The organism is Streptomyces sp. bgisy027 (assembly GCF_057710365.1).
This window is the reverse complement of sequence record NZ_JBYIVZ010000004.1, coordinates 274136-296896: the sequence shown is the minus strand read 5'-3', so window position 1 is coordinate 296896 and position 22761 is coordinate 274136. Positions and strand designations below refer to the sequence as shown.

At 69.0% G+C, this 22761-nt stretch carries 16 protein-coding genes and 3 pseudogenes; 14 read left to right on the top strand and 5 right to left on the bottom strand.

Annotated features, from left to right (window positions below; all coding sequences use genetic code 11):
- The first annotated feature begins 58 nt into the window (after window positions 1–58).
- Window positions 59–2908, top strand: a complete 2850-nt coding sequence (locus AC3ETA_RS06560) for a DEAD/DEAH box helicase (RefSeq protein ID WP_432191859.1) — start codon at window positions 59–61, stop codon at window positions 2906–2908.
- 69 nt (window positions 2909–2977) lie between these two features.
- On the opposite strand, the gene helR is transcribed toward AC3ETA_RS06560, so the two are convergent.
- The gene (gene helR / locus AC3ETA_RS06555) at window positions 2978–5161 is read right to left on the bottom strand and encodes an RNA polymerase recycling motor ATPase HelR (protein WP_432191833.1); all 2184 of its coding nucleotides are present in this window, start codon (window positions 5159–5161) and stop codon (window positions 2978–2980) included.
- 630 nt (window positions 5162–5791) lie between these two features.
- Here helR and AC3ETA_RS06550 point away from each other — a divergent pair.
- The 5 genes from AC3ETA_RS06550 to AC3ETA_RS06530 all read left to right on the top strand — a co-directional run bounded on the left by AC3ETA_RS06550 (window position 5792) and on the right by AC3ETA_RS06530 (window position 10368).
- Window positions 5792–7384, top strand: a complete 1593-nt coding sequence (locus tag AC3ETA_RS06550; RefSeq protein ID WP_432191832.1) for a sensor histidine kinase — start codon at window positions 5792–5794, stop codon at window positions 7382–7384.
- Window positions 7381–7788 carry a roadblock/LC7 domain-containing protein gene (locus AC3ETA_RS06545; protein WP_030946521.1) on the top strand — a complete coding sequence of 136 codons (408 nt, stop codon included), beginning with the start codon at window positions 7381–7383 and terminating at the stop codon, window positions 7786–7788. The genes AC3ETA_RS06550 and AC3ETA_RS06545 overlap by 4 nt, the downstream gene beginning before the upstream one ends.
- Window positions 7785–8192, top strand: a complete 408-nt coding sequence (locus tag AC3ETA_RS06540; RefSeq protein ID WP_432191831.1) for a DUF742 domain-containing protein — start codon at window positions 7785–7787, stop codon at window positions 8190–8192. The genes AC3ETA_RS06545 and AC3ETA_RS06540 overlap by 4 nt, the downstream gene beginning before the upstream one ends.
- Window positions 8173–8793, top strand: coding sequence for a GTP-binding protein (locus AC3ETA_RS06535; protein WP_432191830.1), 621 nt, complete (start codon window positions 8173–8175; stop codon window positions 8791–8793). Before AC3ETA_RS06540 ends, AC3ETA_RS06535 begins: the two co-directional genes overlap by 20 nt.
- 99 nt (window positions 8794–8892) lie before the next feature.
- Complete coding sequence (locus tag AC3ETA_RS06530; RefSeq protein WP_432191829.1) at window positions 8893–10368, top strand: cytochrome P450; 1476 nt, start codon at window positions 8893–8895, stop codon at window positions 10366–10368.
- 18 nt (window positions 10369–10386) lie between these two features.
- On the opposite strand, the gene AC3ETA_RS06525 is transcribed toward AC3ETA_RS06530, so the two are convergent.
- Window positions 10387–11328 carry an RluA family pseudouridine synthase gene (locus AC3ETA_RS06525; RefSeq protein ID WP_432191828.1) on the bottom strand — a complete coding sequence of 314 codons (942 nt, stop codon included), beginning with the start codon at window positions 11326–11328 and terminating at the stop codon, window positions 10387–10389.
- 1219 nt (window positions 11329–12547) lie between these two features.
- On the opposite strand from AC3ETA_RS06525, the gene AC3ETA_RS06520 reads away from it, so the two are divergent.
- The 4 genes and pseudogenes from AC3ETA_RS06520 to AC3ETA_RS06505 all read left to right on the top strand — a co-directional run.
- Entirely contained in the window at window positions 12548–12796 is a 249-nt protein-coding gene (locus AC3ETA_RS06520; protein ID WP_432191827.1) for a hypothetical protein, read from the top strand.
- Window positions 12797–12813: 17 nt separating this feature from the next.
- Window positions 12814–13032, top strand: a complete 219-nt coding sequence (locus AC3ETA_RS06515; RefSeq protein WP_432191826.1) for a hypothetical protein — start codon at window positions 12814–12816, stop codon at window positions 13030–13032.
- Between the two features lie 42 nt (window positions 13033–13074).
- Window positions 13075–14088, top strand: a complete 1014-nt coding sequence (locus AC3ETA_RS06510; RefSeq protein WP_432191825.1) for a terpene synthase family protein — start codon at window positions 13075–13077, stop codon at window positions 14086–14088.
- A 533-nt stretch (window positions 14089–14621) separates the two neighbouring features.
- Window positions 14622–14891 (top strand): annotated as a pseudogene (locus AC3ETA_RS06505) (GNAT family N-acetyltransferase); the annotation flags it as partial.
- A gap of 76 nt (window positions 14892–14967) precedes the next feature.
- Here the strand turns inward: AC3ETA_RS06505 and AC3ETA_RS06500 are convergent.
- Window positions 14968–15489: a hypothetical protein gene (locus AC3ETA_RS06500; RefSeq protein ID WP_432191824.1), complete on the bottom strand. Its 522-nt coding sequence runs from the start codon at window positions 15487–15489 to the stop codon at window positions 14968–14970.
- A gap of 52 nt (window positions 15490–15541) precedes the next feature.
- On the opposite strand from AC3ETA_RS06500, the pseudogene AC3ETA_RS06495 reads away from it, so the two are divergent.
- Both AC3ETA_RS06495 and AC3ETA_RS06490 read left to right on the top strand, forming a co-directional pair.
- Window positions 15542–16343 (top strand): annotated as a pseudogene (locus AC3ETA_RS06495) (ATP-binding cassette domain-containing protein); the annotation flags it as partial.
- Between the two features lie 26 nt (window positions 16344–16369).
- Window positions 16370–17111: pseudogene (locus tag AC3ETA_RS06490) on the top strand (ABC transporter permease); the annotation flags it as partial.
- A 70-nt stretch (window positions 17112–17181) separates the two neighbouring features.
- Here the strand turns inward: AC3ETA_RS06490 and AC3ETA_RS06485 are convergent.
- A complete protein-coding gene (locus tag AC3ETA_RS06485; RefSeq protein WP_432191823.1) occupies window positions 17182–18027 on the bottom strand; it encodes a siderophore-interacting protein in 846 nt (281 codons plus the stop codon).
- 169 nt (window positions 18028–18196) lie between these two features.
- On the bottom strand, window positions 18197–19147 hold the full coding sequence (locus tag AC3ETA_RS06480; protein WP_432191858.1) for a 5'-3' exonuclease: 951 nt from the start codon (window positions 19145–19147) through the stop codon (window positions 18197–18199).
- A 206-nt stretch (window positions 19148–19353) separates the two neighbouring features.
- Between AC3ETA_RS06480 and AC3ETA_RS06475 the strand changes: the two genes are divergently transcribed.
- Complete coding sequence (locus tag AC3ETA_RS06475; RefSeq protein WP_432191822.1) at window positions 19354–20430, top strand: quaternary amine ABC transporter ATP-binding protein; 1077 nt, start codon at window positions 19354–19356, stop codon at window positions 20428–20430.
- Complete coding sequence (locus AC3ETA_RS06470) at window positions 20423–22249, top strand: ABC transporter permease/substrate binding protein (RefSeq protein WP_432191821.1); 1827 nt, start codon at window positions 20423–20425, stop codon at window positions 22247–22249. The genes AC3ETA_RS06475 and AC3ETA_RS06470 overlap by 8 nt, the downstream gene beginning before the upstream one ends.
- Window positions 22250–22761: the final 512 nt, after the last annotated feature.

Sequence of the window (22761 nt, the reverse complement as noted above, 5' to 3'; positions counted from 1 at the left end):
TCCGCTTCGGGGTCGTGAGCTGCGTGGATCCCGGGTTTGCGGGGTGCCGATCCGGATAATGATCGTCCTGTTGTCAGTGGCGCCCGGTACGCTCGAAAGCACGATGACAGAGGACCTCTCACCGGCCGAGCGGTATGCGGCGGCACGCAGGCGCGCCGCCGAGCAGGCCACCGCGCTCGCCTCCTTCCGCGAGATGTACGACTTCGGCCTCGACCCCTTCCAGATCGAGGCGTGCCAGGCACTCGAGACGGGAAAGGGCGTGCTGGTGGCCGCGCCCACCGGCTCAGGCAAGACGATCGTCGGCGAGTTCGCCGTCCACCTCGCCCTGATGCAGGGCAAGAAGTGCTTCTACACCACCCCCATCAAGGCGCTGTCGAACCAGAAGTACGCCGACCTGTGCCGCCGTTACGGCAACGGCATGGTCGGCCTGCTGACCGGTGACAACAGCGTCAACCCGGACGCCGCGGTGGTCGTGATGACCACCGAGGTGCTGCGGAACATGCTGTACGCCGGGTCGCAGACCCTCCTCGGCCTCGGCTATGTGGTCATGGACGAGGTGCACTACCTCTCCGACCGCTTCCGTGGCGCCGTATGGGAAGAGGTGATCATTCACCTTCCCGAGTCGGTCACCCTCGTCTCGCTGTCGGCGACCGTGTCCAACGCCGAGGAGTTCGGCGACTGGCTCGACACCGTCCGCGGTGACACCGAGGTCATCGTCTCCGAGCACCGGCCCGTGCCGCTGTTCCAGCACGTGCTCGCCGGACGCCGGATGTACGACCTGTTCGAGGAGGGCGAGGGCAGCAAGAAGGCCGTGAACCCCGACCTCACCCGGCTGGCCCGCATGGAGGCGACCCGGCCGTCCTACCAGGACCGCAGACGCGGCCGTGCCATGCGCGAGGCCGACCGGGAGCGCGAGCGCAGACAGCGCTCCAGGGTGTGGACCCCCGGGCGGCCCGAAGTCATCGAACGCCTCGACGCCGAGGGCCTGCTGCCCGCCATCACCTTCATCTTCAGCCGCGCCGCCTGCGAGGCCGCGGTCCAGCAGTGCCTGCACGCAGGGCTGCGGCTGAACGACGACGAGGCGCGGGAGAAGGTGCGTTCCCTCGTCGAGGAGCGCACCGCGTCCATCCCGACGGAGGACCTGCACGTCCTCGGGTACTACGAGTGGCTGGAAGGCCTCGAGCGCGGCATAGCCGCCCACCACGCGGGCATGCTGCCGACCTTCAAGGAGGTCGTCGAGGAACTGTTCGTCCGCGGCCTGGTCAAGGCCGTGTTCGCCACCGAGACCCTCGCCCTCGGCATCAACATGCCGGCGCGCTCCGTGGTGTTGGAGAAGCTCGTCAAGTGGAACGGCGAGCAGCACGCCGACATCACCCCGGGCGAGTACACCCAGCTGACCGGCCGTGCGGGCCGCCGCGGCATCGATGTCGAGGGACATGCCGTGGTGCTGTGGCAGCGCGGCATGAGCCCGGACCACCTCGCGGGCCTGGCCGGCACGCGCACCTATCCGCTGCGCTCCAGCTTCAAGCCGTCGTACAACATGGCGGTCAACCTCGTCGAGCAGTTCGGGCGGCACCGCTCGCGCGAACTGCTGGAGACGTCCTTCGCGCAGTTCCAGGCCGACAAGTCGGTGGTCGGGATCTCGCGCCAGGTGCAGCGCAACGAGGAGGGGCTTGAGGGCTACAAGGAGTCCATGACCTGCCACCTCGGGAACTTCGAGGAGTACGCGCAGCTGCGCCGCGAACTGAAGGACCGCGAGAACGAGTTGGCCCGCCAGGGCGCGGCTGAGCGCCGCGCGGAGGCGGCTGTCGCGCTGGAGAGGCTCAAGCCGGGCGACGTCATCCATGTGCCGACCGGCAAGTACGCCGGACTCGCGCTGGTGCTCGACCCGGGGCTGCCGGCCGGCCGCTCCAACGGCCACCGCGGCTTCGAGCACCACGACGGGCCGCGCCCGCTGGTTCTCACCTCCGAGCGGCAGGTCAAGCGACTGGCGTCGATGGACTTCCCGGTGCCCGTGGAGGCGCTGGAGCGGATGCGGATCCCCAAGTCCTTCAACCCGCGCTCCCCGCAGTCCCGTCGGGACCTGGCCTCGGCGCTGCGCACCAAGGCCGGGCACATCTCACCCGACCGGCACCGCAAGCGGCGCTCCCAGGCCGCGGACGACCGGGAGATCGACCGGCTGCGCAAGGCCCTGCGGGCACACCCCTGCCACGGCTGCAACGACCGTGAGGACCACGCCCGTTGGGCCGAGCGCTACCACCGGCTGCTGCGGGACACCTCGCAGCTGGAGCGCCGTATCGAAGGCCGCACGAACACGATCGCGCGCACCTTCGACCGCATCGTCGCGCTGCTGACCGAGCTGGACTATCTGCGCGGCGACGAGGTGACCGAGCACGGCAAGCGCCTGGCGCGGCTGTACGGCGAACTCGACCTGCTGGCCAGCGAGTGCCTGCGCGAGCGGGTGTGGGAGGGCCTCGGCCCGGCCGAACTGGCCGCCTGTGTCTCGGCTTTGGTGTACGAGGCACGGGTCGGGGACGACGCGATGGCCCCGAAGCTGCCGTCGGGCAGGGCCAAGGCCGCGCTGGGTGAGATGGTGCGGATCTGGGGTCGGCTGGACGCTCTGGAGGAGGACTTCCGGATCACCCAGACCGAGGGTGTCGGGCAGCGGGAACCGGATCTGGGCTTTGCCTGGGCCGCGTATATGTGGGCCAGCGGCAAGGGCCTGGACGAGGTGCTGCGCGAGGCGGAGATGCCGGCCGGGGACTTCGTGCGGTGGTGCAAGCAGGTGATCGATGTGCTGGGGCAGATCTCGGCGGCTTCGCCTGCGGACTCGACCGTGGGGAAGAGCGCGCGTAAGGCTGTTGAGGGGTTGCTGCGGGGGGTTGTGGCCTACTCGTCGGTGGGGTGATGGATTACGGGCGAGCGCGGGTGCGTTGTGGCTGCTTGCCCAGTTCCCCGCACCCCTGGGGGCGTGCCGTCACCGGAGGATGACCAGTTGCCGGGTCGCTCGTGTCATCGCCACATAGCGGTCCACTGCTCCCTCGATGCCCTCACCGAACCTCTCCGGGTTCACGAGGACGACCAGGTCGAACTCCAGGCCCTTGGACAGCTCGGGGGTCAGTGACCGTACCCGGTCCGTCGGGCGGAACGTGGGGTCGCCGATGACGCAGGCGATTCCCTCGGTGTGTTCGGCGAGCCAGGTGTCGAGGATCGAGTCCCGCTCCCAAACCGATGGGTGGAGCACGGGGAGCCCTCCGCTGCGGATCGACGTCGGCACGTTGGCGTCCGGCAGCGCGGCGCGGATGACCGGCTCGGCCTCCGTCATGATCTCCGCCGGGGTGCGGTAATTGACGTTGAGGGAGGCCAGGTCGATCCGGTCGAGGCCGATGCGGGCCAGGCGGTCCTGCCAGGACTCCGTGAAGCCGTGCCTGGCCTGGGCACGGTCCCCGACGATGGTGAAGCTGCGCGAGGGGCACCGCAGGAGCAGCATCTGCCACTCCGCGTCGGTCAGTTCCTGCGCCTCGTCGACGACGATGTGCGCGAACGGGCCGGCGAGCCGGTCCGGGGCGATGTCGGTCAGCTCGGACTCGTCGACCAGGCTGACCCGGGCGTCCTGGCCGCGCAGCATGATCACCAGGCCCTCACCGTCGTCGCCGTCGGCACCGGAGTCCGCCGTGGCCTCGATGAGGTTGTCGACGACCTGCGTCATCCGCTCGCGCTGCGCGGCGAGGATGCCCGCGTGCCGGCGCTTGCGGCGGGCGGCCTCCGGATCACCGAGCCGTTGCCGTGCCACGTCCAGCAGCGGCAGGTCCGACACGGTCCACGCCTGGGCGTCCGCGCGCTGGAGCCGCTGCACCTCCTCGCGGTCGAGCCAGGGAGCGCACATCCGCAGATAGGCCGGCACCGACCACAGGTCCCCGACCAGGTCGGTCGCCTCCAGCAGCGGCCAGGAGCGGTCGAAGGCTCCGCGCAGCTCCCGGTTCTGTGACAGGGACCTGCGGATCAGCTCGGGGGAGACCTCGCCGTCGTCGCCGGAGGCGTCCTCCTCGTGCCGGTCGACCAGGATCGTCAGCAGTTCCTCCCAGACCTGGTCGCGGGCCTCGTTGTGGGGGACGCCGGGCTCGGCCGCGTCGAACGCCACGGCCCAGTCGCGGGCGGTCAGCCGTACGTCGGACCAGTGGGTCGTGACCGTCATGGCCTCGGTGGGCGGCTCCTCGTAGAAGCGGACGGCCTTCTCGATCGCCCGCACCAGGTCGGCGGACGACTTCAGGCGGGCCGCCTCCGGGTCGGACTCGACGGTCGCCGCGGCCCCCTCGGGAACCAGGTCCCGCAGGATGCAGGTCTGCACGCCCTCCTCGCCGAGGCTCGGCAGGACGTCGGAGACGTACGCCAGATAGGGCCGGTGCGGACCGACGAACAGCACGCCGCCCCGGCGCTGGTCGAGCCGCGGGTCGGAGTACAGCAGGTAGGCGGAGCGGTGCAGGGCGACGACGGTCTTGCCCGTGCCGGGGCCGCCGTCGACGACTAGTGCGCCGCGGGATCCGGCACGGATGATGGCGTCCTGGTCGGCCTGGATCGTGCCGAGCACGTCCCGCATCCTGGGGGAGCGGTTGCTGCCCAGGCTCGCGATGAACGCGGACTGGTCGTCGAGCGCGGCATGCCCGGCGAAGCCGTCCGAGGTGAACACCTCGTCCCAGTAGTCGCTGATCCGGCCCTCGTTCCAGCGGTACCGGCGGCGGCTTGTCAGGCCCATCGGGTTGCCGTGGGTGGCGCCGAAGAACGGCTCGGCCGCGGGGGAGCGCCAGTCGACGAGCAGTCGGCGGCCCGTGCTGTCGGTCAGGCCGAGGCGGCCCACGTAGACCGGCTCGGGGCTGTCCGCGCCGACCATGTGTCCGAGGCACAGGTCCAGGCCGAAGCGGCGCAGGGTGCGCAGACGGGCGCTGAGCCGATGGATCTCGTTGTCGCGGTCCATCGCCTCCCGGCCGGTGCCACCCGGTTCCTTGCGGGCTGCGGCGAGACGGTCGGACAGCTCGGCGATGGACTGTTCGAGGCACTCGGCAATGGCGGCGAAGTGCCGCTCGTCGGCGGCGACGAGTGCCGGATCGGCCTTGAGGGAGAGGCGTTCGGGAAGGGCGAAGGCACTGGTGGTCAGGGGGTTCAAAGTTCTGGCTCCGTAAGTCGGTCGTCGGCGGACCTCGTGTGCGGCGACGCTCCCGGGCCCCGCGGCCACATCACACGCACGCACCGGTATGCCTCCCGTTTCCGCAGGTCGTGGGCCTACGGCCGGAGATTCTGCGGCATGGAGGGGGCCTTGCCGCAAGCCCCCCAGTGCGCTATAAGTTGAAAGTGGCAAGGAGCGGAGAAGCTCCTTGCCTTTGTTGTTTCCGCCGAGTTGCCTTTGCCGTTCGAGCCGCGGTCCGCGCGCGGCGCCTCTCGTCCGCCTTCGCCGGACGTCACATCTCCCGTTGATCGCTCGATCCGGGGTCCGGAACCCGATCTTCATCCCTCACGGTGAGTGACTTTCGAACAATCACACATGATTACGAAAGGTGTTCGCATGTGATCTGAGCGTATAAATGAGGCTGAGCGTAGCGCTGTCGCGCACCCCATTTCAGGTGCTTGCTGAATATGACACAGCGATGATCCGGTCGGACTAAGCTCGCCCGCAGCGCACCGAGTTGAGGTGTAATCGTGCGCTTGTTCCCAAGTGCGCAGAAGATTCCGACATACCCATGACGTACCCCCCTGCAAGCTCCCCCTACACCCACCCGATCAGTTTCAGAGGGCCCACATGGTGAGCGTTCAATCCCCGCCCCGACGCCGTGAACTCCCCTATGCGCGTGTGCTGTTGCTGCCGGCCATAGTGATGGCCGCGGCGATCGGAGCCGCCGTCGCCCTGGTGGCGGACCCGGCCCGGACGGCCGTCGGCGTGTGCGGTGCCGTGGCCATGCTGCTGGTGCTGGCCTCCGCGGCCGAAGCGGTGCGCCGCGGCCGCGCGCTGCGGGACACTCGGGCCGAGCATGCCCGTCACACCGCGTATCTGGAACGCCGCGTCGCCGCCCACGGCGAGGAGATGGCCCGCCTCGCCACGGAGATCACGCCGGCCGCGATCCATGCGCTGCGCTGCGGCAGTTCACCCCATGAAGTGATGCGCGACCTCGCCGAACTCGACCCGTCCTACGGCCGACTCGCCCCGGCGCAGATCGAGTTGGTGAAGTCGATGGTCGACATCGTCGACCACGAGGAAGCCCTGCGCGACTCCGCCCAGCGCTCCTTCGTCAACATCGCCCGCCGCGTTCAGTCGATCGTCCACCAACAGGCCGTGGAACTGCGTGAGATGGAGGAGGACCACGGGCGCAACCCCGAGGTCTTCGACGACCTCCTGCGCATCGACCACGGCACCATGCTGATCGGTCGCCTCGCCGACTCCATCTCCGTGCTCGGCGGCGGCCGCCCCGGACGCCAGTGGCCCGACCCCGTCCCGCTGTACAGCGTGCTGCGCGGCGCGATGTCCCGGATCCTGGAGTACCGACGCATCAGCCTGGACTCCATCGTCCAGGTCAACATCGCCGGCATCTCGGTCGAGCCGATCATCCACGCGGCGGCCGAACTCCTCGACAACGCCACCCGTTACTCGCCGCCGCAGACCAAGGTGCACGTCACCGCCACCGAGGTGCAGACCGGCGTCGCGATCGAGATCGAGGACGCAGGTGTCAGCCTGAGCGAAGAGGCCCGCGCCAGAGTCGAGGGCATGCTCGAACGTGCCAAGCAGGGCACCGACCTCCAGGACCTCGGAGAGTCCCCACGCCTGGGCCTGGCTGTCGTCGGTCGCCTCTGCACCGCCTACAAGATGCAGGTCTCGCTGCGGTCGTCGGCATACGGCGGCGTCCGCGCCGTCCTCGTGGTGCCACGCGAGATGATGACCAACGAGCCCGCGCCCGGACTCGCCCACGGCATCGGGGCGGGAGCGGCGCCCAAGGCCGACGACCCCGATGCGCTCGAAGGTCCCAGGCGCGCTCCCAAGAAGCGGCGCCCGACCAGCCCGAAGATCCCCGCCGCGGTCTCCATGGAGGACGACGTCCCGGTCGTCACCGAATGGACGCCGGGCGGGCTTCCCCAGCGCCGCAGCCGGGTCAAGACCCCGCTCAGCAAGCGCATCGCCGAGCAGGCGGCCATTGAGCAGGCCGAACGAGAGGGTCGGCCGACCATCTGGTCGACGCCCACGTCCGAGCCCGAACCCGAGCCGATGAAGGACGAGCCTGCCCCCGGAGCCTGGGTCGAGGCGTTCTGGGACGGACTCAAGGACAAGCCCGACCCGCTCACACTCCAACCGCGAACTCAACCGGCCGGCGCCGAGGCCGAAGACGAGGGGGACCTCAAGTGATCCAGCAGCGCGCCAACTTCGACTGGATGCTCAAGGAGCTCCACGACGGCGTACCGGGCATCCAGATGATCGTGGTGCTGTCCGCGGACGGACTGCGCATCGCCCGCTACGGCGGCGACCCGGACACCGCCGACCGAGTCGCCGCGGCCTGCGCCGGACTCCAGAGCCTGGCGAGCGCGGTCGCCTCGGAGATCCCGAAGAGCGACGGCAAGATGAAGATGGTCCTCATCGAGATCAACGGCGGCTACTTCTACCTGATGGCCGCCGGCGCCAACGCCTATCTCGCCGTGCTCTCCGACACGTTCGCCGAACCCGGCCGGATGAGCAACCGTATGTCCGACCTCGTCGCCCGCATCGGTGCCCATCTCACCAGTCCGCCCAGGCGCAACGGCCAGACCGTATGACTCCTCCGCAACGCCAGCGGCGATACCCCAAGGAACAACCGCCCTCACCCCCTCCCGGGCCCGGCCCCGGGAAGCAGAAGAACCCCGAGAGGCTCTTCGTGGTGGCCGGACCGGACGGTGCCGAGCGCGACGGCGACCTTGACCTCGTTGCCTTGATCGTGGCACGCGCCGACCCTCCGCCCGCCGCGACGCCCGAGCAGTCGGCGTTACTCCGGCTCACCACCACCCCCCTGTCCGTGGCCGAACTCTCGGCCTATCTCAACCTTCCGTTCAGCGTGATCACGGTCCTGCTCACCGACATGCTGGCGACCGGGCTGGTGACGGCGCGCGCCCCGATCGTGCGTCAGACCGTCGCCGACCGTTCAATCCTCGAAGCGGTGATGCATGGACTTCAAAGGCTCTGACACCGTCCCCGGCCCCCGGACCGAGGACCAGCTGCCGCACACGGCTGAGGCCGCGGTCAAGATCGTGATCGTGGGCGGCTTCGGCGTCGGCAAGACGACCATGGTCGGCTCGGTCAGTGAGATCAGGCCACTGACCACCGAAGAGACCATGACGCAGGCCGGCGTCGGCGTCGACGACAACTTCGGCTCGGCGTCCAAGACAGCCACCACGGTCGCGATGGACTTCGGCCGTATCAGCATCACCGAGCAACTCGTGCTGTACCTCTTCGGCACCCCTGGCCAGGAACGCTTCTGGTTCCTGTGGAACGGGTTGTTCGAGGGTGCGCTGGGCGCGGTCGTGCTGGTCGACACCCGCCGCCTCGAGGTCAGCTTCGACGTCATCGGGCGACTTGAGGAGTGCGGAGTGCCCTTCGTGGTGGCCGTCAACACCTTCCCGGACGCGCCCCGTTATCCCGTGTCCGAACTCCGTACGGCGCTCGACGTGCCCGAGGAGATCCCCATCGTGGAATGCGACGTCCGCCGCCGGGCGTCCAGCCGCGATGTCCTGATGACGCTGATGCACTTCCTGCACGCCCTGGCAACGGCGAAGGCGCCTGCGTGAGCCACGCGCCGACCGAGCCTACGGCCACCCCATCCCCCCACCCCGTCCCCGTCTCCATCCCCTGTACACCGGAATCACTTCAGCTTCGGAGCGACCATCGTGACGCCTGAATCCTTCTCTTCGACTGGTGCGGACGACCCCATGGCCACCCCGCCCCCCGGTTGTCCCGCACACGGCATCGGCCCCGGCGATCTGCGCCGCCTGTACGGCCCCGAAGCGGAGGACCTGGGGGCCGTGTACGAGAAGCTCCGGGCCGAGCACGGCCCTGTGGCTCCCGCGCTGCTGCACCAGGACGTGCCTATCTGGGTGGTGCTCGGTCATGCGGAGAACATGCACACGGTGCGTACCCCCTCGCAGTTCTCCCGTGACACCCGGTTGTGGAGCTCGATGCAGGATGGCACCGTCAAGCCCGATCACCCGCTCATGCCGCACCTCGCGTGGCAGCCCATCTGCTGCCACGCCGAGGGCGAGGAACACCTGCGGCTGCGCGGCGCGGTCACCGGCGCCATGTCGACCATCGACCACCGGGGCATCCGCCGCTACATCAACCGTGCGACCCAGGAACTCGTCAACCAGTTCTGCGAGGAGGGCCAAGCCGATCTGGTGAGCCAGTTCGCCGAGCGCCTGCCGATGATCGTGCTGTGCGAGATCCTCGGCATGACCCACGAGTACAACGACAAACTCGTACAGGCCGCTCGCGACCTGCCCAAAGGTACCGAGACCGCCATCGCCAGCAACGCGTACATCATGGATGTTCTGATGCGGCTGACCGCCGGCCGGCGAGCGGAACCGAAGGACGACTTCACCAGCCACCTGATCAACCACCCGGCGCGGCTCAGCGACGAGGAGGTCGGCCAGCACCTGCGTGTCGTCCTGATCATCGCGTACGAGACCACCGCCAACCTCCTTGCCAACGTGCTGCGAGTGGTGCTCACCGACCCGCGGTTCCGGGCCCAGCTCAGCGGCGGCCAGATGACGGTGCCCGAGGCAGTCGAGCAGTCTCTGTGGGACGAGCCGCCGTTCAGCACTCTCTTGGGCTACTTCGCGAAGCAGGACGTCGAGCTGGGCGGCCAGCGTATCCGCAAGGGCGATGGCCTCCTCGTGGGTCTTGCGCCGGGGAACGTCGACCCACGTGTCCGTCCCGACACCAAGGCCAACATGCAGGGCAACCGCTCCCACCTCGCATTCAGCGGCGGTCCTCACGAGTGCCCGGGCCAGGACATCGGCCGCGCCATCGCTGATGTCGGCGTCGACGCGCTGCTGACCCGTCTCCCCGATGTCGAACTCGCCTGCGAGGAACACGAGCTGAGTTGGCGGGCGTCCATCTCGAACCGGCACCTGGTCGAACTGCCGGTGAAGTTCGCGCCCACGCCTCAGCAGGACGTCATGGCGCGACCGGCGCACCCGGTGACGGCACAGCGCCCCGGCAATTGGCAGTCCAGCATGCCAAGGCCGCAGATGGCGCCTCCAGAGGCGGCTGCCCCGTCCGCGGAGCCGACCCTGACAACGCCCCCCGAACCGGTCAGCCGGCCGGGCCTGTTCCGGCGCCTCCTGCGCTGGTGGCGTGGCGACTGAGCCGACCCGACGCCAGGGCTACCCGGCCCACTCGTCGTACGACGACCAGGCCCGCAGCACACGCGGGCTCACGAAGCGGTGCTCGCGCCCCGTGATCGGATCGGTGAATTCCAGCATCCGCGCCAGCAGTTGGAGCGGACGCCGGAAGTCACCGGCAGCCGCGGGGCCGGTCACCACCGGATAGAGGGGATCGCCGAGGATCGGCACTCCCAAGGCGCTCATGTGCACCCTCAGCTGGTGCGTCTGCCCGGTAAGCGGTACGAGCCGGTACCGGGCACGCCCCATCCGGTGCTCCAGCAACTCGACCCGGCTAACTGCGTTGGGTTCGCCCTCGACCTCGCGGGCCGCCACCACGCCGCGTTCCTTGATGATCCGGCTGCGCAGGGTGCTTGGCAGGTCCACTGAGGGGTCGTACGGGGCCACCGCCTCGTACTCCTTCGCCACCCGCTTGTCGCGGAACAGCGTCTGATAAGCCCCTCGCTCCTCCGGCCGCACGGTGAGCAGAACCAGCCCGGCCGTCAGCCGGTCCAGCCGGTGCGCCGCGCTCAGCGTCGGGGTGCCCAGTTCCCGCCGCAGTCGCGCCAGGGCCGTCTCGGCGACATGGCTTCCGCGCGGCGTGGTGGCCAGGAAGTGCGGTTTGTCCACCACCACCACGTGTTCGTCCCGGTACACGATGTCGACCGCGAACGGCACCCGCTCCTCGTCGGGGAGCTCGCGGTGAAACCACACATACATTCCGGGCCGGTACGCCGTGTCCCTGGACACCGGACTCCCGGTGGCGTCCACGATCCGCCCCGCGTCCAGCATCCCGTCGATCACCTCGGCCCTGGGCGCGAGCCGTGCCACGAGATGGTCGCGCACGGTCGCCCATGCGTCCCCCGTCGGCAACCGAAACCGCACCGGATCCACCCCTTCGCGCTGCGGCAGGGGAGAGGGTGGGGGCGGAGTACGGCGTCTCATCGCAATCAAGTCTACGAGGGGCACGACGGCGAGGACTCTGTCTCGTTTCGGTGGGGCGTACGCGCGCGCGAGGTGAGGCGCGAATCCCGCGGAAGTACGCAGTGCGGGTCTTCTTCGGGGCGCACTTCTTGGGTTGCGTACGCATCGGTGTGTACATGCGTGCGCCTTACGCCCTGGGCTTATGGCTGGCACACTTCTAGACTTGTCCAGGTCGCAACAAGCCGCAACAGTGGCCTTAGCGGCGTGCTCCTCCTTTCGGCCGAGCGCGTGGGGTGATGTCTGTGGACCAGGGACCGACTGTGGGACAGGCGTTGTCGGAGATGTGGGTTCCAACGCCGGTGGGGGCACTGTCGGCGGAGCGGCTGGTCGAACTGGCAGGCAAGATCGGCGGATTTGGCCTGCACCGGATTGTCGACTTGCCCAAGGGCGCCTCCGACGCCGACTGGGTCGTTCGATCTGCGCGACGAGTTGCTCAACGGGTTCGGGGGGCCGGACGGCACGCCACGTCCCGCCTGGACGATCTTCGCGCACGTAGACCCTGGTCCTGTTCACGCTCGCCAGCGGTAGGCGGCCACCCCACTGTGCGGACGTCTTGGGTCGCCTGATCGACCACGTGGGCTTGATCTAGGCTGACGGCGCTCACATCCGTGCAATCCGCAACGTCATTGGTGCGTTCCCATGTCGAGCATTTGATTGCCCGAAGCCCCGACGTCGTCCGAGCCCTCGTCTCTCCCGCCATGTCCCTGTCCCAGGCCTCCGTCGCGCGTCTGTGGCGCCCGACGGACCCCACCATACGGAGGGCGCATGACCACACCCGGCCCAGGCGTGTTATCGACCGCCCGCTTCGCCCATGGTGCCGTTCCTGTGGCCCATGAGCAGACCGTTTGGTGGGGACTGTCCGACATTGGTTCAACGTGTCCTCCGGCGAACGAGAAACATCGCGAAGCCGGCTGTAACTGCCCAACCCGCTGCAACATTCCGCTCGCGGTCAGCAGGGCTACGAGGAGGTCACCGGCGCCCTCGGCCACGCCCCGGACCGTATCCGCTCGTCGACGGCCCGGCAGGCAGCGAAGTCTTCAGGCGCCGATCCCTCAACTGCTGTCCCCGCCCGGCAGCGACATCTGCCATGCCACGCAGATCCGTCGGCTTGCCGGCCGCGCGACGGTTCGAGCCGGCCCAGGCGGCATCGGGACGTGCGGCAGACCGCCCAGGCGCACTTGTGAACGCCTCCGACTCATTGGCGCGGCTCTCCCGTATTTCCACCGAACTACTCGGCGCCCTTTCCGCCTGGGCTTTTCCACTGAGCGAGATCTTTCGACAACACATGCAACAAGGGAAGGAAATGTCACAGGCAATTCATGATGCGCACAACCTCGTCCTGTTGTTGGAGCACCACAAACGGCTGTCCCGCAGCGAGGCGATCGACGAAGCGGTGCGAAATGCGCTTCCGACTGCGCAGCCTGCATAGGGGGAGAGGAACCGCTCATGGCCACCACCTTCGTCACTGGGACAGCGCCCAGGGCGTTGCCCCTTGTCGGGCATGCACTCCCGCTGATGTGGCTCCCGGTCGAGTTCCTCGACTCGCTGCCCGCTCATGGCGACCTGGTCGAGATTCGGACCGGTCGGATTAGAGCGTGTTCGGAATATGCGCTTCGCGCCGTGTTCTACATGAGCATGCAGCTGTTTCGCCTGGAAGCCGAATAGAGCTTTATGAGGGACGACCGCTACCACCACCCTGGGGCTAGCATGCAGATACCGAGCGTTCCCGTTCCCTATATCGGCAGGATTGACCCGCGCGCCCGCAGCGTCTGTGCGCAGTCCAAGGACTGGGTCCAGCGGATGGGCATGATGTCGCCCGGCATGGCCGCCGAGTACTTCGATCGGCTTGCCTACGCCCACCTGGGTACCCGGTACTCCTATGGCGCCACCCGTGAAGGCGCCCAGATCCTGGCCGACCTGACATGCTGGTTCTTCCTTTGGGACGATCAGCACGACCGGTTGATCATCGAAGGCAAGGAACACGAGTGGCGCAGGCAGGTCACTCAGATCCGCGAGGTTGTCCACGACCCCGTCGACTCGAACGCGGACCATCCGGCGCCGCGAGCCCTCGGTGACATCTTGCGCCGCATCCGCCCCCACTTCTCCGGCGTATGGTGGCGTCGCTTCACCCAGCACTGGGAGGGAGTAGTGGCAGCCAACGACCGCGAGTTCGACAACCGCAGCATCGGTGCCAGTGAAACCATCGACAACTACATCGAGCTCCGGCGCCGCTCCGTGGCCATGGTTATGTGGATGGACCTGGTCGAACTGGCTGCCCAGACCGAACTACCGCCGCAGCTCTACCACAGCCCCGAGTACCAGACCTGCGTGACCGCGACGGTCGACTACTGCGCCTGGTGCAATGACCTGCATTCCATGGCCAAGGAGAGGAGCGCTGCCGACACCTCCAACATCGTCACCGTGATCAGCCAGGCCCGCGGCTGCCGTCTTGAAACAGCCGTTGAGGAGACCCTCCAGCGCATGGCCGCCCGTATCGAGGACTTCCTCGAAGCCGAGCAGATGCTCACCATCCGCGTCGCAAACGGCATGCATCTTGATGAGGACGTGCGGCAAGGACTGCACCGCTGCCTGCTGAGCATGAGGGACTGGAACGCCAACATGGATGCCTGGCACCGCATCTCCGCGCGCTACCTCGACGCCGCCCCCGGTGTACGGCTCCAGTACTACAACGAGGACCTGGCCCGGCTGGAACAAGCCTGAGATGTTGTTCAAGGGCGTGGAACGCTGTCGGGATGGCTCGTGGAGATCTCTCCGATGCCCAATGGGACTGGCTGGAGCCGCTGTTGCAGCCCATCCCGAGGACGGCCAGGCCACCGCGGGACGGGGGCAGTTCTTCGACGGGATCTGGAGGCGCGCTCGGACCGGCTCGCCATGGTGGGACGTCCTCCAGCGATACGGGTCTTGGGAGACGGCATATGCGGTCTCCCGGTGCTGGCAGATCGGCAGGACCAGGACCCGCATCTGGGAGAAACTGCAGGGCAAGGTGGATGTCGGCGGCATCATCGCATGGGAGGTCTCCATCGATTCCACCGTCTGCCGGGCCTACCACTACGCCGCCGAGGCTCGCGAAAGGGGCTCACGATCAGGGTCGGACGGGTCCGGACGGCCTGGCGGCGATCCCGACGGCCATGCGCCTGGCCGTACACGTGGCGGCCTGACCACCAGGATTCACCTCGCAGTTGTCGCCTCCTCCGCCGACTCCGTGGAGGAGGGCGGCGGCTGGATCGAGGGCTGGCACGAGGACTGCCGAAGTCGCCTACTGGACCACCGCCGAAACCCGCGGCCAGGGCGTCGCCGCCCGTGCGACGACTGCTCTGGCCCGCTGGGCCCTGGACGACATCGGATTCCATCGCCTGGAATCCATGCACGCCGTCCGCCACGAGGCATCCTGCCGCGTGGCGACCAAGACGGGCTTCGCCCTGGAGGGCACCAAGCGCAGCGCCGCGCTCTACGCGGACGGCCGGTACGACATGCACCCGCACGCCCGCGAGAAGGGCGACTGACCGGACGGGCCGGCCGTCGAGGCACCATCTGCCCAGGCCAGCGGTCCGTTTGAGGCATCGCCGGGCAGTCCAAGACCTAGGCGCGGCTTTCCCGCAGCAGGTAGGTGAACATCATCAGAATCACGGCGGCAGAGCTGATGAGGAGGGCGTACGGCCCCGCCACTGCCCCCGCCCCGATGCAGCAGGGGCCGCTCATCTCAGCGGCGCCGTCGAAGCTGATCATCACGTACGCGGCCGTGAACGAGCCGACCAGCAGCGCGCCCAACAGGCTTGACTGGACGGCGCCTTCGGAGTGGGACGTGATGCTGGGGGAGCGCTCGGAGTGGGTCAGCAGCAGCACGATGATCAGGACCGCGCCGATGATCTCGGCAGTCCCCCCGACCCGGTTGACCAGCGACAGGACCTTGTTGTCCAGGAGGTTCACCAACGTGGTCAGGACCAGCAGGATCACGCCGAACAGTGCCGCGTCGGCCGCTCCGTCCGCTGAGGTGGGTGCGGGGTCGGTGCCGATCAGCTGGAAGCCGGACCAGAGCGCCGACAGCACCATCTGCAGTGCCAGCGCGGCCGCGGCGACCACCACGATCTGGCCGGTCACCATGATCCAGCCGGCGAATGCGGTCGCAGGCGACGTTCGACAGGGGTGACGACCAATGCTGCGCCACCCGGACCGGGGTGCGCCGCGCGATCGGCGTGGTCGCCCAGAACTCCGGCGCGGATCCGGTTGCCACCGGGCGTGAGAACCTGCAACTTCAGGGCAGGCTGTACGGCTTGGGCCGCGCCGGCCTCGGCCGCCGGGTCGCCGAGCCGCTCGACCGCTCCCGGCTCACCGACGCCGCGGACCGTTCGGTCAAGGGCTACTCCGGCGGAATGCGCCGCCGCCTCGATGCCGCCCTCGGTCTGGTGCACCGGCCCGAGGTGCGCTTCCTGGAGAAGCCCACCACCGGCCTCGACCCGGAGACGCGCGCCGCGATGTGGGACGAGATCGGGCGGCTGGCCGGTGAGGACGGCATGACCGTCCTGCTCACCACGCACTATCTGGAGGAGGTCGACCGGCTCGCCGAGCGCATCGTGATTGTCGACCGCGGCCGGATTGTCGTCGCGGGCACACCGGACGCTCTCAAGGGCGAACTCCGCGGTGATGCCGTCCATGTGGAGCTGTGTCAATCGGTCGGGGAAGCGGGGCATACGCTCCTCGCCGGTGCGCTCGGGGCACTGCCGGGTGTGCACGAGGTGCTGGTCGCCGGGCGCCGCGTCAGTGTGCGGGCCGACGAAGGGGCCACGGCGATGCCCGCGCTCCTCGCCGCGCTCGAACGCGCCGGGGTCGGCGTCGCCACCGCGACCGTCGCCTGCCCGTCCCGCGATGACGTCTACCTCCGCTACGCGGGCCGGCGTTACGCCGAGGCCGGCGGAGCCGAGGACCTCGTCCTCGCCGGGACCGGAGGCGCACGATGAGCACCGCGATCTCCCGGACCTGATACATGACACAGCGTCAACTTATGGTGTTCGTACGGCAGCCGGTGTATGCGATCAACACCTTGACCCAGCCGGTGATCTGGCTCTTCCTGTGCGGCAGCCTGTTCAAGAACGTCGTCGAGCTGGGTGGCTTCGGCACCTTCTCCTACCTCGACTACCTGGTCCCGGGCGTCGTCGTGATGAGCGCCCTCAGCTCCAACATGTGGGCGGGGATGAGCACGCTCGACGAGATCCAGCGGGGCCCGCTCAACCGGTTTCTGACCACGTCGGTCAGCCGCGCCGCGCTGATGAACGGCAACGTCGTCAACAACGGTCTGGTCACCGCCCTGCAGTCGGTCGTCATCGTGCTGCTCGGCCTGCTGGGCGGTGCCGACTACCCGGGCGGCGTCGGTGGCATAGCCGTCCTGGTCGTCGCCTCGGTCCTGCTCGGGACCATCTTCGGGGCGCTGTCGAACGCGCTCGGCATGCGGGTGCAGGAGCTCGAGTCGATCATCGGGATCAACACCTTCCTGCTGCTCCCGCTGACGTTCCTGTCGTCGGCCTTCATTGCACCGTCGCAGATGCCCGACTGGATGCGACACATAGCCGACTTCGATCCGCAACTGGGCCATGGTCGCGGGCCGTTCGGCCATGTCCGACCATCCCGACCGGGGGGATGTGCTCGCACGGGGCGGTGGGCTGCTCGCACTGGCCGTCGCCGCGGTGTGGCTGTCCATCTGGACGTTCCGGTCGTATCGGCGGTCGGTCCGAGACGGTCGGAGCCGAGACATGAATGGGGGCGGCACCCGCAAGGTGCCGCCCCACCCCCGTCCTAGGGCTACGCCGCCGGCGCCGCCCCCTCCTGCTCCGCCTCGATCCGGGCGTTCCAGTCCCGCTTCGACGCCTGCCAGCCGTCCTCGTTGTGGCCGAGGCGCCAGTAGCCGGAGATGGAGAGGTCCCCGCGGGGGATGCCGCGGTCGACGCGCAGCAGCTGGCGCAGCTCCTTCACGAAGTGGGCCTCGCCGTGCACGAACGCGTGCACCCGGCCCTCGGGGAAGGCAAGCGAGCGCACGGCCTCGACCAGCGCCTCGCCGACCGGCCGCGAGCCGCGGTGCAGCCAGATGACCTCCACGTCGGAGTCGATCTTCTGCTCCTCCTCGGGGCCGGAGATCTCCACGAAGGCGTACGCCGTGACGCCTTCCGGCAGCGACTCCAGGGAACGGGCGATCGCGGGCAGCGCGCTCTCGTCGCCGACGAGCAGATGCCAGTCGGCGTCCGGGTCGGGGGCGTAGGCGCCGCCGGGGCCCATGAAGCGCACGGTCTCACCCGGCTCGGCGCGCATCGCCCAGGGGCCGGCCAGGCCCTCGTCGCCGTGAATCACGAAGTCCAGGGTCAGTTCACGATGCTCGGGATCCCAGGCCCGCACCGTGTACGTCCGCGTCACCGGCCACTGCTCGCGCGGCAGCTCCTCGCGGATGCGCTCCAGGTCGAACGGCTCGGGAAAGGCCACGCCGTCGGGGGAGAACAGCATCTTCACGTAATGGTCCGTGCAGGTGTCGGCCGCGAAATCGGCGAGCCCGTCACCGCCCAGCACCACACGCTGCATGTGCGGGGTCAGCCGCTCGGTACGGATGACCTGCGCGGAGTGGGGCTTCCGCGGCTTGCGGGCAGGGCGTAGCGCCATCACTGGCCTCCCTCGTTCCAAGCTTAGGTTTACCTAAGTTAGCACCTCCGCCTGGCGAATGCCGCCATGAACGTTCATGGATCGGTGCATGTCGCTCACCTACGGAACGAATTCCCCGTGCCACGAGCCCCAAGCGCACGACCGGGACGCGCTTTCACGCCCCGTCGTCTCACGCCCCCAGCGTCACGAGGAGCCGCTGGAGCGATCCGCCCAGCCCCCAGCGCACCGCCAGCTCGTCAAGGCCCGCCGGATCCCGGGGTGTGCGCGGCAGCGTGGTGTCGACGTCGGGCAGCGGGACGTCCTGCGCGACCCGAACCACCTTCGGGGCGACGGCGACATACGGCCGCGACTCGTCCAGCCGCTTGCGCTGCGAGGGCGTCAGCTTGGCCTTCGGGTCGTCGACCGCCGCCATGATCCCGGCCAGGTCGCCGAACTCGGCCAGCAGCTTCGCGGCCGTCTTCTCGCCGATCCCGGGCACGCCCGGCAGGCCGTCGCTCGGGTCGCCGCGCAGCAGCGCCAGATCGGCGTACCCGCCGCCGTCGACGCCGTACTTATCGCGCAGCCAGTTCTCGTCGGTGAGCTGGAGGGTGCCGACGCCCTTGAGGGGGTACAGCACCCGCACCCCGCGCTCGTCGTCCACCAGCTGGTAGAGGTCGCGGTCGCCGGTGACGATGTCGACCGGGCCCTTCGCGCGTGCCGTGAACGTGCCGATCACGTCGTCCGCCTCGTACCCGGCGACGCCCACGCGCGCGATGCCGAGCGCGTCCAGGACGGCCTCGATGACCGGCACCTGCGGCGACAGCGTGTCCGGCACCTCCTCCTCGTCCGGGCCCGCCTCGCGCTCCTCGGCGACCCGGTGCGCCTTGTAGGAGGGGATCAGCTCGACCCGCCACTCGGGCCGCCAGTCGGCGTCCATGCAGGCCACGAGCGCGTCCGGGCGGTGGTCCTTGACCAGGCGGTCGATGAAGTCGAGGAGCCCGCGCACGGCGTTCACCGGAGAGCCGTCCGGGGCCTTCACGGAGTCCGGGACGCCGAAGTAGGCGCGGAAGTACAGCGAGGCGGTGTCGAGGAGCATCAGTCGTCCGGTCACGTCACGCATCATGCCGTACGGCACTGACATCGAGCCGTCATGCCGTACGGCACCGACGTCGAGCTGTTCGGTGAGCGCCGCGTTGCGCCGCGTTGCGCCGCGTACCCACCCTGTGGTCTGGACCACTTGTGCGTTTGTGTGCGGGGAACCAGGGCAAGCGCCAGCTCGGAGCGACGCCCCCTGCGCAACTGTTGCGCCAGTCGCTCCTTCATCTGCCGTCGAGACAAGAGGTACCCGTGTCATCCAGGCTTGAGGCCGACCATCTGTACAAGGTGTTCGGCAGACGACCGGAGAAGGCCGTCGAGCGGCTCCGCCAGGGAGCCGACCGTGAGGAGCTGCGCGCGGACGGCACCACCGCCGCCGTGATCGACGCCTCGTTCACCGTCGAACCCGGCCAGATCTTCGTCGTCATGGGCCTGTCCGGGTCCGGCAAGTCCACCCTGCTGCGCCTGCTCAACGGGCTCCTGGAGCCGACCGCGGGGCACGTCCGCTTCGACGGCCGGGACCTGACCGCGATCAGCGACCGCGAGCTGCGCGAGGTCCGTGCCAAGAAGATCAGCATGGTGTTCCAGCACTTCGCGCTGTTCCCGCACCGCAGCGTGCTGGAGAACGCCGCCTACGGCCTCGCCGTCCAGGGCGTGCCGCGCGCCGAGCGTGAGAAGCGCGCCGCCGAGGCCCTTCAGCTGTGCGGTCTGGGCGGCTGGGAGAAGTCCTGGCCCGACGAGCTGTCCGGTGGCATGCAGCAGCGCGTGGGCCTCGCCCGTGCGCTCGCCACCGACGCCGACCTGCTCCTGATGGACGAGTCCTTCAGCGCGCTCGACCCGCTGATCCGCCGTGACATGCAGGACCAGCTGCTCCGGCTCCAGAAGACCCTGAAGAAGACGATCGTCTTCATCACCCACGACCTCAACGAGGCCATGCGCCTCGGCGACCGCATCGCCGTCATGCGCGACGGCCGCATCGTGCAGACCGGCACCGCCGAGGACATCCTCCTGCGCCCGGCCGACGACTACGTCGCCTCCTTCATCCAGGACGTCGACCGCTCGCGTGTGCTGACCGCCGGCGCCCTCATGGACACCTCGGTCACCGCCGACGCCCCGCTGTGCACGTGCGAGACCGCGACCGGCGAGACGTCGTTCGTGGAGCTGTGCGCGATCAGCGCCCGCCTGTCGCACCGAGTGACGGTCGTGGACGAGGAGAACCGGGTCATCGGCGTCGTACCGCGCCGGCGGCTGGTCGCGTTCCTCGGCGACGAGGGCGCCGACCCCTCGCCCTGCGACAACCCGGAGGGGCAGGTGATCGCCCATGCCTAGGCTGCGTCTCGGCGACCGGGTCGACTCCGGCGTGGACTGGCTGGTCGCCCACATGGGCTGGCTCTTCGACGCGATCAAGGCGGTCGTGGAGGGCATGTACGACGGCGTCAACGCCGTCCTGACCGCCCCCGAGCCCCTGCTCCTCGCCGGCATCCTCGCCGTGCTGGCCTGGTGGCTGCGCGGTCTGGTCGCGGGCGTCCTCGCCTTCGGCGGGTTCGTACTGGTCGACTCGCTCGACCTGTGGGACCGCGCCATGTCGACGCTGGCCCTCGTGCTGGTCGCCACCGTCATCGCCCTGGTGCTGTCCATCCCGCTGGGCATCTGGGCGGCCCGCTCCAAGACGGTCAGCGCGAGCGTACGGCCCGTCCTGGACCTGCTCCAGACGATGCCGTCCATGGTGCTGCTGATCCCGGCCATCCTCTTCTTCGGCCTGGGCACCGCCGCCGGCGTCATCGCCACCCTGATCTTCGCGCTCGCCCCCGGCGTCCGCATGACCGAGCTCGGCATCCGCCAGGTCGACGCCGAGCTGGTCGAGGCGGCCGAGGCGTTCGGCACCACACCCCGTGACACCCTGCTGCGCGTCCAGCTGCCGCTCGCGCTGCCGACGATCATGGCGGGCATCAACCAGGTCATCATGCTGAGCCTGTCGATGGTCGTCATCGCCGGCATGGTCGGCACCGGCGGCCTCGGCGGCGCGGTCAACGAGGCCATCGGCCGGCTCGACATCGGATTCGGCTTCGAGGCGGGCGTCGGCATCGTCGTCCTCGCCATCTACCTGGACCGGATCACCGGCGCGCTCGGCGCCCAGACCTCCCCGCTCGGCCGCCGCGCCGCCGCCAAGGCGCGAGCCGCGGGGCGCGTCAAGGTCTGGAACCACCGCCCCCGCCCGGTCGTCGCCGTCGCCGGCGTGGCCGCGCTGGCCCTCGTCGCGGGCGGCATGGGCGTCCTCGGCCCCGCCTCCGGCACCGCGGAGGCCTCCGCCACGGATGTCGGCAAGGGCAAGGAGCTCAAGATCGGCTACATCCCGTGGGACGAGGGCATCGCCTCCACGTACCTCTGGAAGGAACTGCTGGAGCGGCGCGGCTTCAAGGTCACCACCGGCCAGTACGCCGCCGGGCCCCTCTACACCGGGCTCGCCACCGGTCAGATCGACTTCGAGACGGACTCCTGGCTGCCCACCACGCACGCCGAGTACTGGAAGAAGTACGGGACGCGGCTCGACGACCTCGGCTCCTGGTACGGCCCCACCTCCCTGGAGCTCAGCGTCCCCTCGTACGTCAAGGGCGTGAACTCGCTGGAGGATCTCAAGAACAACGCCTCCAGGTTCAAGGGCAAGATCATCGGCATCGAGCCGAGCGCCGGGATGATGGGCATGCTCAAGGACACCGTCCTCAAGAAGTACGGCCTTCAGGGCACGTACGAGGTCGTGGACGGCTCGACGCCCGCGATGCTCGCCGAGCTCAAGCGTGCGTACGCCAAGAAGGAGCCCGTCCTCGTCACGCTCTGGTCGCCGCACTGGGCGTACAGCGACTACGACCTGACCAAGCTCAAGGACCCCAAGGGCGCCTGGGGCAAGGGCGACGGCGTGCACACGCTGGCCCGCAAGGGCTTCGCCGGGGACAACCCCGAGGTCGGCGAGTGGCTGAAGGACTTCTCCATGACCGAGAAGCAGCTCACGAGCCTGGAGTCGCAGATCACCAAGGCCGGAAAGGGCAAGGAACAGGACGCGGTGCGCACCTGGCTGAAGCGGAACCCGGGCCTGCTGGACAAGTGGGCCCCGGTCGCCGGGTCCCAGGAGAAGAGCCGGGCGGCCGGGTGACCTGACGGGCCCGACCGCCACCCGAGGGGTGGGTCACGCCGTACGTTTTCCCCTCCGTACGGCCGGCCCGCCCCTCGCGGCGTCTCCGCACGGTCACCCGGCATGCTACGAAAAGGATCCGGCCAACCACGCAGCGCTATCCCACCACCTGAACCGGGCCCTGCGAACTCCCTCTGACCGGCACCGACTTCCCGCCCCCGCGCGCTCCTCCTCACCACCTCTTTGCCCAGGCCCACTCATCGGCACGGACGAGGGAACATGGAAGAGTGCGGACGCATTGAACAGAACAGCGGCGCTCGCGTACTGAGCGGCAGTCAGGGGCGCCACGGGGGCGCCCGGCGGGTCGCGCGAGCGGATCGGCTGGCGCGAACCTGCGGGTCGTACCTCACCCGATGTGTCGTCGATGTGACGGCCGCATGAAACGGTTTGCCGAACATGCGTAGGGTGCAGAGAACTCAACAGAAGGTGTGCGCCGGAAGTCGGGCGCGAGGACAGTGGACCGACGAGCGAAG

What these genes read in the sequence shown, in the direction of transcription:
- AC3ETA_RS06550 (WP_432191832.1), top strand. Translation starts at nt 5,792, where the DNA reads ATGGTGAGCGTTCAATCCCCGCCCCGACGCCGTGAACTCCCCTATGCG.
- AC3ETA_RS06500 (WP_432191824.1), bottom strand. Translation starts at nt 15,489, where the DNA reads ATGGTGACCGGCCAGATCGTGGTGGTCGCCGCGGCCGCGCTGGCACTG.
- AC3ETA_RS06480 (WP_432191858.1), bottom strand. Translation starts at nt 19,147, where the DNA reads ATGTCAGTGCCGTACGGCATGATGCGTGACGTGACCGGACGACTGATG.
- AC3ETA_RS06535 (WP_432191830.1), top strand. Translation starts at nt 8,173, where the DNA reads ATGGACTTCAAAGGCTCTGACACCGTCCCCGGCCCCCGGACCGAGGAC.
- AC3ETA_RS06540 (WP_432191831.1), top strand. Translation starts at nt 7,785, where the DNA reads ATGACTCCTCCGCAACGCCAGCGGCGATACCCCAAGGAACAACCGCCC.
- AC3ETA_RS06525 (WP_432191828.1), bottom strand. Translation starts at nt 11,328, where the DNA reads ATGAGACGCCGTACTCCGCCCCCACCCTCTCCCCTGCCGCAGCGCGAA.
- AC3ETA_RS06470 (WP_432191821.1), top strand. Translation starts at nt 20,423, where the DNA reads ATGCCTAGGCTGCGTCTCGGCGACCGGGTCGACTCCGGCGTGGACTGG.
- AC3ETA_RS06560 (WP_432191859.1), top strand. Translation starts at nt 59, where the DNA reads ATGATCGTCCTGTTGTCAGTGGCGCCCGGTACGCTCGAAAGCACGATG.
- AC3ETA_RS06515 (WP_432191826.1), top strand. Translation starts at nt 12,814, where the DNA reads ATGGCCACCACCTTCGTCACTGGGACAGCGCCCAGGGCGTTGCCCCTT.
- AC3ETA_RS06510 (WP_432191825.1), top strand. Translation starts at nt 13,075, where the DNA reads ATGCAGATACCGAGCGTTCCCGTTCCCTATATCGGCAGGATTGACCCG.
- AC3ETA_RS06485 (WP_432191823.1), bottom strand. Translation starts at nt 18,027, where the DNA reads ATGGCGCTACGCCCTGCCCGCAAGCCGCGGAAGCCCCACTCCGCGCAG.